The sequence below is a fragment of the Rhodococcus ruber genome, from assembly GCF_027270735.1.
Taxonomy (GTDB): Bacteria; Actinomycetota; Actinomycetes; order Mycobacteriales; family Mycobacteriaceae; genus Rhodococcoides; species Rhodococcoides rubrum_A.
The window spans coordinates 96782-110053 of record NZ_JAPWIJ010000013.1 but is presented as its reverse complement, the minus strand read 5'-3'; the positions used below and the strand labels follow the sequence as shown (position 1 = coordinate 110053).

The following is a 13272-nucleotide window of genomic DNA, read 5'->3' as shown; positions in this document are numbered from 1 at the left end:
AACAGCGCCACAACCCGCCGCAGCTTGACAAGTTACGGACCTGGGATGTCTAGGGCGGCGACGAGCCGTCCGGAGTTGGCCTTGCGCGTCGCACCCACAGCGCGGCAGAGCAGGTAGATGACGAACGAGATGGTCGTGACAAACGTCGAGACGGGAAGTCCGGGAGCGAGGGAGAGCAAGATGCCACCGACTGCGGCGATCTCGGCGAACAGGATGGACAGCAGCGTCGCCTTGAGCGGGCTGGCCGTGACCCGCGCGGCAGCCGCGGCGGGAGTGATGAGCAGCGAGAGCACCAGCAGGGCTCCGACGATCTGAACGCCCAGTGCACACGCCACGCCGACAAGAACGGCGAACACGACCGAGAGTGCACGGACGGGGACGCCACGGGCCAGCGCCACCTCGGGATCGGTACTGGCGAACAGCAGCGGCCGGTAGACCACCGCGAGGACGATCAACACCAGCACGGCGCACACCAGCAGCAGCTGGATTCCGCTCTGCCCGACGCCGACGATCTGGCCGATGAGCAGCGAGAAGCTGGTGCCGGTTCGGCCCGGGTAGAGCCAGATGAACAGCACCGACAGGCCGAGCCCGAACGACATGATGACGCCGATGACCGAGTCGCGGTCGCGGGCTTTGTTGCCGAGCAGTGCGAACATCACCGCCGCGACGACCGAACCGACGATGGCGCCGAGACCGACGGTGATACCGACCAGCAGGGCAGCGGATGCCCCGGTGAGCGAGAGTTCGCTGGATCCGTGCACCGCGAAAGCCCACTGGCGGCTGACGATCAGCGGGCCGAGTGCGCCTGCGAGGAGCCCGAGAATCGCGGCCGCGATCAGCGCCTGCTGCACGAAGTCGTAGGTCAGCAGGTTGGCGGTGGTGTCGAAGTCGAGCATCTTCGAGAATGCGTCGAGAACCTTCTCGTTCATGCCTTGTCTTCTCTGTCGTGCGGCACGGGTGGATGGTGAGCGCCGGCGGAGCCGAGCGCATCGATGGAGTCGCCGGTCCCGACGACCACGAGTCGTCCGCGAACTTTCAACACCTCGACCTCGGTGCCGTAGAGCTCGGACAGCACTTCGGTGGTCATGACGTCGTTGGGAGTTCCGATGCGGAACCGGCCGTCGACGATGTAGACGATGCGGTCGACGAGCGGGAGGATCGGGTTGATCTCGTGAGTGACGAACAGAACGGCTGTCTCGTGCTCACGCCGTCGACGATCGATGAGGCTCGAGACCAGTGATTGGTTGGCGAGGTCGAGGCTGAGCAGGGGCTCGTCGCACAGCAGGACCGAGGGGTCCCCGACGAGTGCCTGGGCAATGCGCAGTCGCTGCTGCTCCCCGCCGGACATCGAGCCCACGGGCGCGCCCGCGAAGGAGTCGGCGTCGACCTGATCGATCGCTCGCTGCACCGTTTCCTTGCGCTGCCGCATGCCGCGCAATCCCATGCCCCATTTGTGGCCGTCCCAGCCCAGGCCCACGAGATCGCGTCCGCGTAGCGGCAGATCGTCGTCGATGTTGCGTTGCTGGGGGACGTAGCCGACTCCCGACTGGCCGCGATGGACGGGATTGCCGTCGATCGCGGCCGTGCCGGAGGTGAGCTGATTCTGGCCGAGCAACACCTTGAGCAGCGACGTCTTACCCGACCCGTTGGGGCCGAGAACGGCGACGAATTCGCCCTTCTCGACCGCCAGGTCCAGGTTCTGCCACAGCGTGCGCTCGCCGAACGCCAGTCCGGCATCGCGCAGATCTACAGCAGGCATGTACTACAGCTTTCCATCACGCCGGTTCGGGTCAGGAGGCGGTGGTGAGGGCGGCCTGCAGATCCGTCGCAGCCTTGGTCTGCCACTCGATGTACGTCATGCCTGCGGGCAGCGTTTCGGTGACCTCGACGACGGGGATGCCTGCTGCCTCGCTGGTGGAGCGAATGTCCTGGGTGACGGCATCCTCGGTCTGGATGTTGTAGACCAGCGCGCGAACGGACTTGGACGTGAACAGATCTCGCGTCGCGGCGATGGAGGCGGGCGACGGATCGTTGCCTTCTTCGATCGAATCCTTGAAGTCCTCGGGGGTGCGATCGTCGAGATCGGACTCCTCGATCAAGTAGTGCGCGATCGGTTCGGTCTGTGCGACCGGCGCATTCGGGAAATCGGCGGCAATCTGTGCGGTCACGTCGGTGATGGCGTGGACCTGCTCGTGGAACGTCTCGGCGTTGGCGGTGTACTGCGCGGCGTTGTCGGGATCGAGCTGACCGAGCTTGTCTGCGATCTCCTCGGCGGTGTGCGCTGCCACCTCGGCGTTGTACCAGACGTGTTCGTTGACCTCGCCGTGTGAATGACCGTCGTCCGTCGTCGGTTCGGCCTCTGCTTCCGACGTGGCTTCTGCTTCCGACGTGGTTGCGGAGTCGTGATCGTGGCTTTCGTCCAACAGGGTGAAGGCGTCGACCGACGGCACATTCTTGCCCTCGGAGCCGAGGATGTCCTCGATGAACTGGTCGTAGCCACCCCCGTTGTAGACCACGAGCGATGCCTCGGAGACGGCAGCCGCGTCGGCCGGGCTCGCCTCGTAGGAATGCGGGTCCGCAGAGGGATCGGAGATGATCGACGTCACTGTCGCGAGGTCACCGGCAACCGCCTCGGCGACGCTTCCCCAGACGTTGGTGGACGCGACGATCGTGATCGGCCCGTCGACGGGGGTGGCGGGGGCGGACTCGGTGCTCGTGGGATCACTGGAGCTGCATGCGCTCAATGTGAGAGCTGCGGCGCAGGTCAGGCCCAGTGCAGCCATGAGCTTGGTCCGGGACGCGCGATGAGTGGACGACATCGATGTACTCCTGACGAGCAATGCTTGACGCTAATGGAAACCGTTACCGTTGTACTCTAGCGCTCACCGGGCCTCTCGATCGAATCGGACGAAGGCGACCTCGAATTTCCCGGGAGTGCGTTGTGGGACTAACGTCCCGGTAATGGTCAGGTCGAGCGAACCGCGACGTCAAGCGACGTTGGCATCGATTGCTGCCGAGCTGAAGGTATCGCGCACCACTGTCTCGAACGCCTACAACCGACCGGATCAGCTCTCTCCCGAACTACGCGAACGCGTTCTGCAGGCGGCCAAACGGCGTGGCTACGCCGGCCCCGATCCCGTCGCCAGATCGCTGCGTACCCGCAAGGCCGGAGCCATCGGGCTGCTCCTCACCGAGGCTCTGAGCTATTCCTTCCGTGACCCGGCCGCCATGAGCTTCCTCGCCGGCCTCGCCGAATCCTGCGAGGCCGCAGGGCAAGGTCTGCTGCTGATTCCCGCCGGTGCCGAACGCGACGACGTCCAGGCCGCGGCCGTGGTGCAACAGGCGGGAGTCGACGGATTCGTCGTGTACTCCGTTGCCGACGACGACCCCTACCTTGCTGCAGTGCGTGAACGCCACCTCCCGATCGTCGTGTGCGACCAGCCCCGCAACATCCCCGAGGCGGCCCTCGTTGCCATCGACGACCGTGTCGCTATGAAAATGCTTGCCGCACATCTCATCTCGCTCGGTCATGAGCATCTTGCGGTGCTGTGCATGCGGCTCGGACGCGACCGCCGCGATGGCGTCGTACCCCCGGGGCGGCTGGCGGACAGTCACTTCCACGTCCAACGTGAACGGATTGCCGGAGTTCAGGCCGCGATGATCGACGCCGGACTCGATCCCGACACCCTCACGGTCGTCGAACGCTTCGACCACACCGTTCGCTCCGGCCACTCCGCCGCGGCCCAGGCCCTGCAAGCCAATCGCGAAACCACTGCGCTGCTCTGCACCACCGACGTCATCGCGCTCGGTGCACTCAACTTCGCGAGGGTCTCCGGAATCGATGTGCCGAGCCAACTTTCGGTGACCGGATTCGACGGCATCTCCGACGCGATCCGCGAGAACCTCACCACCGTGCGCCAGGACGCCGAGGAAAAAGGCCGTCGAGCCGGGAAACTGGTGCTCTCGTCCTCGCACTCGGGCATCGTCGCCGCGGAAACCCTGCCGACCGAACTCTTCCGTGGACGAACCGCAGGACCTCCGCCGGATCAACCGCCCGCTATTGCTTGACCTCTGTCGTCGCCCGTTCCCGTCCCCCCATTCGCCCGCCCCCTCTCTCGCCCGCCCGCCCACCTGGGATCAATGTGGATTTCAGTCAGTCAGAGTGCAACAAAGCCGCATTCATTCAGTGTCGGCCGGAACCCCGTTCGGGATGAATGTGGGTTTCAGTCAGTCTGAGTGCAACAAAGGCGCATTGATCCCAACTGGGGAGGCGTGAACCGGGGGTCGGGCGGGGACGCGAATGGGGGGTGGGTGTCAGGCAGGTTGGGCGCTGAGCAATCTCGCGCAGCGCAGCAGACCGAGGTGACTGTAGGCCTGCGGATGGTTGCCGAGTGACCGTTCGGCGATGGGGTCGTATTCCTCGCTGAGCAGTCCGGTGGGGCCTGCGGCACTGACGAGTTGGGCGAACAGGGCCTCGGCTTCGGCGCGCTGTCCCACCAACAGGTATGCCTCGACGAGCCAGGCAGCGCACAGGTGGAATCCGCCTTCTCCACCGGGCAGACCGTCGTCGTGACGGTAGCGGTAGACGGTCGATCCGCTCCGCAGTTCGGCCTCGGTGGCGGTGACGGTGGCCGCGAAGCGGGGGTCTACCGGATCGATCAGTCCGGACAGGCCGATGTACAGCGTCGCGGCATCGAGGTCGGTCCCGTCGTAGGCGGCGGTGAAGGACTGCACCTCGTCGTTCCAGCCGTTGGCGAGCACTTCCTCGCGGATTGTCTCGCGCAGGGGTGCCCAGCTCGGTTCGGCTGTGCGGCCGAAGGTTTCGGCCAAACCGATGGCGCGGTCGACGGTGATCCACCCCATCACCTTCGAGTAGACGTGGTGACGGGGATTGTCGCGGATCTCCCAGATGCCGTGATCGGGCTCGAACCAGCGTCGTTCGACGGCTTCGACCATGGCGCGGACGAGTTCCCAGTCGTCGTCGGACAGGCCGTTCTCCGAGCCTGCGGTCTTGCGCGCGTGGGCGAGGGCGGACACCAATTCGACGATGGGTCCGAAGACGTCCAGCTGAACCTGTTGGTTCGCAGCATTTCCCACGCGCACCGGCCGTGATCCGGCGTACCCGGGCAGTTCGTCGATGACGGCCTCGGGCGGGAGTCCGAGGCCCCAGATGGTGTACAGCGGGTGCAACCGCTCGGGGCCGGACACCGATTCCAGTACTCCGTGGATCCAGGAGAGATAGTTCTCGGCCTCGGCCATGGACCCGACGTCCACCAGGGCGGTAGCGGTGAGTGCCGCATCGCGCAGCCAGCAGTAGCGGTAGTCCCAGTTGCGCACTCCGCCGATATCTTCGGGCAGTGAAGTAGTGGCGGCGGCCATGATCGAACCGGACTCGGCGTGCACCAGGCCGCGCAGAGTCAGGGCGGATCTTTTCATCAGATCGCGCTTGAGCGGAGGCAGGTCGAGCCCGTCGGCCCAGTCCTTCCAGTAGGCCTCGGCGGCGCGGCGACGCTCGACCTCGGCCCAGGGGTGCTCGCTCAGATCGTCTGTGCCGAGACGCAATTCGAGGACGATCGGCCCGTTGGAGGGATCGACCTCGGCATGCGCGGTTTGCTGCGACCCGTCGGAGACGATGTTCCAGGTGACGCCTGGGCTACGCAGCACCATCGGGTCGGCCGTGCCGAGAATGCGCAGGCCGTCGGCGTCGGGTTCCAGCGATGCCCATGCTTTTCCGAATTCCGGACGCGGGGCGAACGTCACCACGGCAGTCGCCCTGCCGGTGATGACGCGAGTCAACGCGGTCTGGCCTTGACCGATGTCGTGCGGCAGGTAGTCGGTGACCTGCAGGCTGGCCCACTTGGTCTGCACCGTCATCGTGCCGTCCACGTACTGCTGGCTCAGCGGCAGCGATGCGCGGGTGGGTCCGACGCTGAAGTGACCGGCCTGATCGCCGCCGAGCAGGTGCGCGAACACTGCCGCTGAATCCGGCTCGGGGTGACACAGCCAGGTGACATCGGCGTCGGGGGTAAGCAGGGCAACGGCATTGGGACTGGCCAACATCGTCAGTCGTTCGATGCGTGGCGCATCGGCTCCGGACAGCCACTGCCGACGCTCCTCCAACAGGAACGCCAAGGCCAACGCGACCTGTTCGGTGCTGTCGATACGGAATTCTGCGAGGGTGTCGCCCGGCCCGATCTTGACCCCGATGTCGGGGCCGTGCAGGTGCCCGAAGGCTTTCTCGTCGGTGACGTCGTCGCCGAAAAAGACTGCGGCAGTGGCTGCTTCCTGGTGACGAAGAATGTCGAGGGCGACGCCCTTGTCGGTGACGATGACCGCCAACTCGATGACGGACTTGCCCTCGGTGACCTGAACGCCGTCGCGTGCTGCCGCGCCGGAACGCACAGCGGCTAGCGCCTCGTCGCCGGCGGCAGTCTCGGCGTTGCGCACGTGCAGCGCGACGCTGGCCGGCTTGGTCTCGATACTGACACCGGGATGGGCGTCGGCAATGTTCTGCAGTTCTCCGGTGATGACGGTGAGGAGCTTCTTGGCGTCGTCGTCGATGGCGTTGACGAACCCGGCGTCGAACTCGCTGCCGTGGCTGCCCACCAGCTGCACCTCGGACGGCAGACGCGAGAGAATCGCGAGATCGCGGAGGGCGCGCCCGGAGATGACGGCGGCGTTGGTGCCGGCCAGTGAGGCGAGCCCGCGCATGGCGCTGACCGACTCCGGATGTGGGAAGGCCTTCTGCGGGTCGGAGACGATCGGAGCCATGGTGCCGTCGTAATCGGACGCGACGAGCAGGCGCGGGGTCCTCGCTACTCCGACGAGCGCGCGGCGAAGTTCGAGCGGCAATTCGAGAGCAGTCACGCGTCGAATCTAGGCGATGAACCTCGGGTCGGCGCACCTGGCTTCGTGCGCTCGGTGCATCACTGCTGGTCGGGCACCAGACCGGGCGACGGCGTCACACCCGAGGCCGCCGACATCGATGCGGCGGACTTGGTGACGATGGCCAACATGGCTCGCTGTGCGGCATCGCCGTCGCCGGACTGGATCGACGAGGCGACCACCCCGTGCAGGCGGATGGCCTCCGGGTCTGCCTGCCTCGACATCAGAGCGTGCCGGGTGCGTCCGGCGAGCACCTCCACCACGATGTCGGACATCGACCGCAACATCGGATTGCCCGACGCGGCGAGCAACGTCCGATGAAAGTTGCAGTCGTGTTCGAGGTACGCCTCGGAGTCGGCCGCGCGGGACGTCGACGACATCCCGATGACGGCGGCTGTCAGTGCGCCGCACTGCTCGGGCGTCGCTCGGTGAGCTGCGAGCTTGGCTGCCAAAGGCTCGATGCCCGAACGCAATTCGCTGAGCAGTAATAGTTGTTCGGCGCGAGCGGGGCCGGCCAGCTGCCAGCGGATCACCACTGGATCCAGCGAGTTCCAGTTCTCGGAACCCTGCACGGTGATCCCGACGCGCCGCCGCACGGTCAGCAACCCCAGCGACTCGAGAACCCGGACCACTTCCCGTACGACCGTCCGCGAGACGGTGAACCGCACGGCGACGTCGTCGGCCGAGATTCGGGTTCCTCCCGGGATCGCGCCGCTCACGATGTCGCGACCGAGCTCGTCGAGAACCGAATCGTGCAGTTGGCGGAAATCGCTGGTCTCGGTCATGTCCGATCGATCGTCCCACGGGTGGCCCGGTTTCTCGCGTCTGTCCGATCCGAACGAGCTCGATGCAGCAGTATCGAGGGATGGCATCGCAGACGACAGGCAGAGCGCATCATCCGGTTCTCGTGGTGATGGGAGTGTCCGGATCGGGTAAATCCACGGTGGCGGGAATCCTCGCCGGAGCATTGAAATGGGACCTGCAGGAGGGCGACGACCTGCACCCGGACGCCAACGTGGCGAAGATGGCGTCGGGGCAGCCGTTGACCGACGAGGACAGGTGGCCGTGGTTGGACGTGATCGCGGAGTGGATCACCGACCACACCACGACGGGCCGGTCGGGAATCGTGACGTGCTCGGCACTCAAGCGCTCGTATCGGGACGTGCTCAGCGCGGGAGCCAGGGACGGAGCCCCGGTGATATTCGTGCATCTGGCCGGGACCAAGGATCGGATCAGCGGACGCCTCAATGCTCGAATGGACCACTTCATGCCGTCCTCCTTGCTCGATACCCAGATTTCGACACTCGAGCCGCTCGGTGAGGACGAGAACGCCATCGTCGTCGACATCGGCCCGCCGCCGACCAAGATCGCCGGACAGGTCCTCGTCGAGCTCGAGAAGCGCGCGGGAATGTCGGAGAGTCACTGAGCGCATCGTTTCCAAGCAAGCGCGCTTGCTTTTAAGTACTACGAATGAACAAAAGAACTTGTAAAAGTACGATGAATGAGAGAAGGTGAGCTTGTTCACTTTTCTGTGAGGAGACATCTCATGGTGCGAGGCGCACCCGCCAGGCCGGTCCAACTTCCCGTCCCCAACGCAGATGTATGGGACTGGCAACTCGACGGCCTGTGTCGTGGACTGGACTCGTCCGTGTTCTTCCACCCAGAGGGTGAACGGGGCCGCGCCCGCTCCTCGCGTGAAAAGGCCGCCAAGCAGGTCTGCGGTCGCTGCCCGGTCCTCGACCAATGCCGCAGGCATGCACTCGAAGCGAACGAGCCGTACGGCGTGTGGGGCGGAATGTCTGCGCACGACCGCGCCGACGTCTACCGCGGGGCCGTTCGTACCGCCTGATTCTGCTGTACCGCTGCTGTGGAGACTTCGTAGACGATCTCCAGGCCGTCCTCGTCATCCCACTGCTCACCCACCTCGACGAACCCGAAGCTCTCGATGAGGGTCGAAGACGGCGTGTTGTCCGGTGTGACGGTAGCGCGGACGGTATGTACGTCCAGGTGGCGTCGCGCAACGTCGAGAAGGATTTCCACGGAACGCCGGGCATAGCCCCGTCGACGAAACCTCGGGTCGACTCGATACCCGATCTCCACCATTCCCGTCTCGTCGGGAGCTCCGTGGAAGCCGGCCACGCCGACCGGCGTCGCGACGTCCGGGTCGACCATCAGTCGCGTGATCCACGGTGCATCACCGGGGATGTCGATGATCTGCTTGCTTCTCATCCGCCACAGGCTGCGGCATTCGATCCCCGCAATATAGGGCGAAAAATGTTGGTGTGCAACGGGAATCGATTCGCCGGCTGCCAATGCGTGCACAACGTCTGCGGGAATTGCATCCAAGTGAAGTCGTGACTGCCCAGGCCGGGGGTGGCACCAGGGAGCGCTCGTCACCGTCATCCCGACAGCCTGCCACGATGCTGCTCGTTCATGACCGATCTCCGAGAGCCTGGTGTCGGTGGGTCCGGACGCGTTGGTCTTTCGCAATGATCACCGGGACGGCATTGCGCCACGCACGGATCGGTGACCCGGCCTTGTTTTGACGGGCGCGCGGGATCCGCCTCGTCGTGTTGATATTCATCTCTCGAATAGTCAACTACGACAGGGGAGTTCATGCCTACCAAAACTTTTCACATCCCAATGGCGGATGGTCTGGCCGACGTCTTCGCCGCCTTTCCCGAACACCGAGGGCCGGTCCCCGGTGTTCTCGTGTATCCGGATGCCTTCGGTATCCGTCCCGTGCTCCGAGACATGGTGGAGAAGCTTGCCGCCCATGGCTACTACGTGCTCGTACCCAACATCTTCTACCGACACGGTCGAGCACCGCTTGTCGCGCTTCCTGCTCACATCGGCGAGGAAGCCAGGCCTGCAATCGTCGATGAATTGATGCCCTTGATTCATCGACACACTGCTGAGCGCGTCGTGGGCGACGCCGACGCCTACCTTCGATTCCTTGCCGGACAGCCCGAAGTGAAGGACGGCCCGGCCGGGGTGGTCGGATACTGCATAGGCGGTCTGCTGGCCACGCGGACAGCCGCCGCCTTCGGTGGCCGGGTAGCGGCCATCGCCGCCTTTCACGGTCCGGTGGGCGCAGACGGAACCGACGAGTTCGCGAAGATCACCGGTCGCGTTCACTTCGGCCACGCCGCAAGCGACCTGACTCCACAAGCGTTGAAAGATTTGAACGCAGCGCTCGATGCGGCTCGGTTGGATTACACCTCGGAGATCTACCCGGGCACGATTCACGGCTTCACCATGGCCGACACGGACGCCTTCGATGCAGTCGGGTCCGAGCGGCACTGGGAGCAACTGTTTGCCCTGTTGGACAGTGCACTGACGACAACCTGAGTCTCGGTCCGATCGATATCCGCGGTGACGACACCATCGTTCGCACCTGCTTCGCGGGCTGACCGTCGTCGGCTCGACGAACTTGTCGGTGGTCTCGTGTTTCATGACGACCCATGAACAAGGTCCTGCGTGCGACGCTCGTCAGTGCGGTCGTCATCACCACCGTCATCGGAATTGCGTCGTTCGTGCTGAGTTTCGCCGCTCTGTGGGATCTCGCCACGATGGCAGGCGTCCCGCGCTCGCTGTCATGGCTGTGGCCGGTCATCGTCGACGGCACCATTCTCCAGGCCACCATCTCCGTGATCGCGCTCGCCCAATTCGAGGATCAACGCAGTGGTCGACGCTTCTTCTGGGGTGTGTTGATCACCGCAGCTCTGGTGAGCATCGGCGCAAATGCCATGCACGCCTTCATCTCCGACGCCGGCACGCTGCATCCCGCTCTGTCGGCGGCCATTGCGACCGTCGCCCCAGTGAGTCTGTTGGCCGCGACGCACGGGCTCGGCATCCTGGTGCGTATCCCGGCAGAGCTGCCCAAGACCGCAACCACCACGGATACCGACGAGCCCATCGCAGTCGTTCCGATAGCAGAGTCGACACAACCAGCCGAACAGCCGCGACCGGAAATCCGCACACCTGCTCCCGCCGTGCCGGTCCAGTCGGTTCCGCTGCCGGATCCCGACCCCCTCGAGGACATCCGCACCATCGAAGACATCCGCCCGGAGCAACCGACGATCGAATCCCCGGTGCGCGTCGTCGAACCTCTCGACGAAGTCGATCGCTGGATTCTCGACGAAGAACGGGTGGACGATCTCTATCCCGTCGACGCCCCGTGACGGCCGGTGGCACCATCGAAGGATGAGTCCACAATTGCCGAGATCCGTCGTTCCCGAGAAGCCGAAGCCCGGCCAGGAATCCGTTTGGGATTACCCCCGACCGCCGAGCCTCGAGTCCTCGAACCGCTCGCTCGTCGTTCGACTCGGAGGAGAGGTGGTCGCCCGCACCACCGCCGCCTACCGCGTACTCGAGACGAGCCATCCGCCCACCTGGTACATCTCGCCGGCGGACGTCGTTCCGGGTGCGTTGACCCCTTCGGCGGCGCGCTCGACGCACTGCGAGTGGAAAGGCGCGGCAACGTACTGGGACGTGCACGGCGGAGACGCCGTCGCAGAGGCGGCCGGGTGGAGTTACGAGAACCCCACGCCGCGGTTCGCCGCGATTGCGGGTTACCTGGCGTTCTCACCCAGCCGTCTGCAGTGCGAAATCGATGGAGAAGCGGTCCGACCTCAGGAAGGCGGTTTCTACGAGGGCTGGATCACCGACGACGTCGTCGGCCCGTTCAAGGGAATTCCGGGCTCCTACGGCTGGTGACGACTCACTCCGCGGGCAACTCGGCGCGGGCGATGATCTGAATCGAACTCGCCGTACCGGGGTCGCTGCCGGTCACGAGCACGTTCCCGGTGCGCGGATCGACCGCGACCGAATTGGCCTGCGTCACCGTCGGGACGTCGCCCAGTATGCGAGGCGCAGCGGGATCCGACACGTCGACCACCCGCAGGAGGTTCGACGCGGTCAACGTCACGAACAGCAGCTGACGGTCGGGGTCCACGGCAAGCCCGTACGGGTTGCCGGGTGCGTCGATCGATGCGATCTGACGAATGCCCCCAGCTGTGTCGACCGATGTGAGCAGGACTGCTCCGCCGTCGGTGTCGGCGAATCCGGCCGTCGTCTCGTTCACCGTCACTGCGTGCGTGAGCTTGACGCCGATCGGGGCCTGCGCCACCTCGCGTTGTGTCGCGCCTTCGTAGACCCACACGCCGTTGCCCTGCACGTCGGCGACGGCTGCGTACGGCCCGAGAGCTGCTACTCCACCGGGTTGGACGGGGCCCGGCGGTAGTTCCGACAGCACCGAGCCGTCGCGCAAGAAGATCACTCCGCCACCCATTTCGTTGGTGGCCACGATCGTGCCGTCGGAGGTCGACACGGCATCGTGCGGCTGACGGCCCACACCGGTGGCTGTCGACAGGATCGCGCCGTCGTCGAGTGAGACCTCGACCAGCTCGTCGCTGCCTTCGAGCGGTGCCAGCACCGGGCCGTCGGGGCCGGCGAGCGAGAGGTGTCGTGGTGCTCCGGTCGTCTGGACCATCTGTCGCACGACACCTGTTGCTGCGTCGAACAACACCACACCGTCGGGCTCTCGTACCGCTGCGGCAGCGATCCCGGACGTCCCGACCACGACACCCTCGGGTGCGCCGGGGAAGGGGACGACGGTGCCGATCGGGTCGGCCGAATCCGGAGCCTGTGCGGGCTCGGCTGCCGGAGTCGTTGCCGGAGTGGACGGTTCGGTAGGGGACTCGGCTGCAGAGCAGCCGACTACGAGCAGGCAGGCAGTAGCCACCGCAACCAGGCGCGCTCGCATCATCGGCGGTACTGCTCGAAGTGCAGGGCGTCGTCGAGGGGACGCCGAGAGCGCCAACCGAAACGCTCCAGATCCGGGACCTCCTGGAACGACTCGACCGGGCCTACGCACAGCCATGCGATGGGACGGACCGGAGCGGGGATGTCGAGCAATTCGGTGAGGTACGCCTCGTCGTAGAACGAGACCCAGCCGACTCCGACGTTCTCGGCAATCGCTGCGAGCCAGAGGTTCTCGATCGCGAGTACAGCAGAGAACAACCCGGTGTCGTCGACGGTGTCGCGGCCCAGGACGTGCCGTCCTCCACGGTTCGGATCGTAGGTGACCACCACTCCGGTCCCGCTCGTCTCGATTCCCTCGATCCGTATGGGGTCGAACGTCTTTCGGCGTTCGGCATCGAGCTTGTCGGCGAAGTCCTGTCGGCAGCCCGCGACGTGGGCGGCAAATGTGCTCAGGGTGTCGGGCTTGCGGACCACGACGAAGTCCCAGGGCTGGGTGTTGCCGACGCTCGGCGCTTGATGCGCCGCACCGAGAATGCGGCGCAGCGTGTCGTCGTTCACGACGGTTCCGTCGAACTCGGCACGGACATCGCGTCGAGATCGAATCGCGGCGTACACCGACAA

At 65.4% G+C, this 13272-nt stretch carries 14 protein-coding genes; 6 read left to right on the top strand and 8 right to left on the bottom strand.

Annotated elements, in window-relative coordinates; translation table 11 throughout:
* Window positions 1-32: 32 nt before the first annotated feature.
* From O4220_RS24680 to O4220_RS24670, 3 genes are read right to left on the bottom strand one after another with little or no spacing between them, the layout of a single operon-like run.
* Window positions 33-929: a metal ABC transporter permease gene (locus O4220_RS24680; protein WP_269608185.1), complete on the bottom strand. Its 897-nt coding sequence runs from the start codon at window positions 927-929 to the stop codon at window positions 33-35.
* The gene (locus tag O4220_RS24675; RefSeq protein WP_269608184.1) at window positions 926-1759 is read right to left on the bottom strand and encodes a metal ABC transporter ATP-binding protein; all 834 of its coding nucleotides are present in this window, start codon (window positions 1757-1759) and stop codon (window positions 926-928) included. Before O4220_RS24675 ends, O4220_RS24680 begins: the two co-directional genes overlap by 4 nt.
* Before the next feature lie 31 nt (window positions 1760-1790).
* Entirely contained in the window at window positions 1791-2819 is a 1029-nt protein-coding gene (locus O4220_RS24670; protein WP_269608183.1) for a metal ABC transporter solute-binding protein, Zn/Mn family, read from the bottom strand.
* A 142-nt stretch (window positions 2820-2961) separates the two neighbouring features.
* Here O4220_RS24670 and O4220_RS24665 point away from each other — a divergent pair, with 142 nt between their 5' ends.
* Window positions 2962-4068 carry a LacI family DNA-binding transcriptional regulator gene (locus O4220_RS24665; protein ID WP_269608182.1) on the top strand — a complete coding sequence of 369 codons (1107 nt, stop codon included), beginning with the start codon at window positions 2962-2964 and terminating at the stop codon, window positions 4066-4068.
* Window positions 4069-4314: 246 nt separating this feature from the next.
* Here the strand turns inward: O4220_RS24665 and otsB are convergent, their stop codons facing one another.
* Together otsB and O4220_RS24655 are read right to left on the bottom strand one after the other, a co-directional pair.
* A complete protein-coding gene (gene otsB, locus O4220_RS24660; protein ID WP_269608181.1) occupies window positions 4315-6867 on the bottom strand; it encodes a trehalose-phosphatase in 2553 nt (850 codons plus the stop codon).
* 59 nt (window positions 6868-6926) lie between these two features.
* Window positions 6927-7670, bottom strand: coding sequence for a FadR/GntR family transcriptional regulator (locus O4220_RS24655; RefSeq protein WP_269608180.1), 744 nt, complete (start codon window positions 7668-7670; stop codon window positions 6927-6929).
* Between the two features lie 80 nt (window positions 7671-7750).
* On the opposite strand from O4220_RS24655, the gene O4220_RS24650 reads away from it, so the two are divergent.
* Both O4220_RS24650 and O4220_RS24645 read left to right on the top strand, forming a co-directional pair.
* On the top strand, window positions 7751-8311 hold the full coding sequence (locus tag O4220_RS24650; protein WP_269608179.1) for a gluconokinase: 561 nt from the start codon (window positions 7751-7753) through the stop codon (window positions 8309-8311).
* A 120-nt stretch (window positions 8312-8431) separates the two neighbouring features.
* Window positions 8432-8734: a WhiB family transcriptional regulator gene (locus tag O4220_RS24645; RefSeq protein WP_080730720.1), complete on the top strand. Its 303-nt coding sequence runs from the start codon at window positions 8432-8434 to the stop codon at window positions 8732-8734.
* On the opposite strand, the gene O4220_RS24640 is transcribed toward O4220_RS24645, so the two are convergent.
* Entirely contained in the window at window positions 8707-9114 is a 408-nt protein-coding gene (locus tag O4220_RS24640; protein WP_269608178.1) for a GNAT family N-acetyltransferase, read from the bottom strand. The two genes, O4220_RS24645 and O4220_RS24640, sit on opposite strands and share 28 nt — an antisense overlap.
* A gap of 387 nt (window positions 9115-9501) precedes the next feature.
* On the opposite strand from O4220_RS24640, the gene O4220_RS24635 reads away from it, so the two are divergent.
* The 3 genes from O4220_RS24635 (at window position 9502) to O4220_RS24625 (ending at window position 11604) form a co-directional block, all read left to right on the top strand.
* Window positions 9502-10236: a dienelactone hydrolase family protein gene (locus O4220_RS24635; protein ID WP_269608177.1), complete on the top strand. Its 735-nt coding sequence runs from the start codon at window positions 9502-9504 to the stop codon at window positions 10234-10236.
* A gap of 113 nt (window positions 10237-10349) precedes the next feature.
* Window positions 10350-11069 (top strand): DUF2637 domain-containing protein, encoded by a 720-nt coding sequence (locus O4220_RS24630; RefSeq protein WP_269608175.1) that lies wholly within the window; start codon window positions 10350-10352, stop codon window positions 11067-11069.
* A gap of 22 nt (window positions 11070-11091) precedes the next feature.
* Complete coding sequence (locus tag O4220_RS24625) at window positions 11092-11604, top strand: DUF427 domain-containing protein (RefSeq protein WP_032380167.1); 513 nt, start codon at window positions 11092-11094, stop codon at window positions 11602-11604.
* 4 nt (window positions 11605-11608) lie between these two features.
* On the opposite strand, the gene O4220_RS24620 is transcribed toward O4220_RS24625, so the two are convergent.
* A complete protein-coding gene (locus O4220_RS24620) occupies window positions 11609-12655 on the bottom strand; it encodes a YncE family protein (RefSeq protein ID WP_269608173.1) in 1047 nt (348 codons plus the stop codon).
* The gene (bluB, locus tag O4220_RS24615; protein WP_269608194.1) at window positions 12652-13272 is read right to left on the bottom strand and encodes a 5,6-dimethylbenzimidazole synthase; all 621 of its coding nucleotides are present in this window, start codon (window positions 13270-13272) and stop codon (window positions 12652-12654) included. The genes O4220_RS24620 and bluB overlap by 4 nt, the downstream gene beginning before the upstream one ends.

Excerpts from the sequence above, each read along its gene's own strand:
- O4220_RS24645 (WP_080730720.1), top strand. The coding sequence starts at position 8,432 with ATGGTGCGAGGCGCACCCGCCAGGCCGGTCCAACTTCCCGTCCCCAAC.
- O4220_RS24630 (WP_269608175.1), top strand. The coding sequence starts at position 10,350 with ATGAACAAGGTCCTGCGTGCGACGCTCGTCAGTGCGGTCGTCATCACC.
- O4220_RS24665 (WP_269608182.1), top strand. The coding sequence starts at position 2,962 with ATGGTCAGGTCGAGCGAACCGCGACGTCAAGCGACGTTGGCATCGATT.
- O4220_RS24640 (WP_269608178.1), bottom strand. The coding sequence starts at position 9,114 with ATGAGAAGCAAGCAGATCATCGACATCCCCGGTGATGCACCGTGGATC.
- O4220_RS24670 (WP_269608183.1), bottom strand. The coding sequence starts at position 2,819 with ATGTCGTCCACTCATCGCGCGTCCCGGACCAAGCTCATGGCTGCACTG.
- O4220_RS24655 (WP_269608180.1), bottom strand. The coding sequence starts at position 7,670 with ATGACCGAGACCAGCGATTTCCGCCAACTGCACGATTCGGTTCTCGAC.
- O4220_RS24680 (WP_269608185.1), bottom strand. The coding sequence starts at position 929 with ATGAACGAGAAGGTTCTCGACGCATTCTCGAAGATGCTCGACTTCGAC.
- O4220_RS24620 (WP_269608173.1), bottom strand. The coding sequence starts at position 12,655 with ATGATGCGAGCGCGCCTGGTTGCGGTGGCTACTGCCTGCCTGCTCGTA.
- O4220_RS24625 (WP_032380167.1), top strand. The coding sequence starts at position 11,092 with ATGAGTCCACAATTGCCGAGATCCGTCGTTCCCGAGAAGCCGAAGCCC.
- O4220_RS24650 (WP_269608179.1), top strand. The coding sequence starts at position 7,751 with ATGGCATCGCAGACGACAGGCAGAGCGCATCATCCGGTTCTCGTGGTG.
- O4220_RS24675 (WP_269608184.1), bottom strand. The coding sequence starts at position 1,759 with ATGCCTGCTGTAGATCTGCGCGATGCCGGACTGGCGTTCGGCGAGCGC.
- O4220_RS24635 (WP_269608177.1), top strand. The coding sequence starts at position 9,502 with ATGCCTACCAAAACTTTTCACATCCCAATGGCGGATGGTCTGGCCGAC.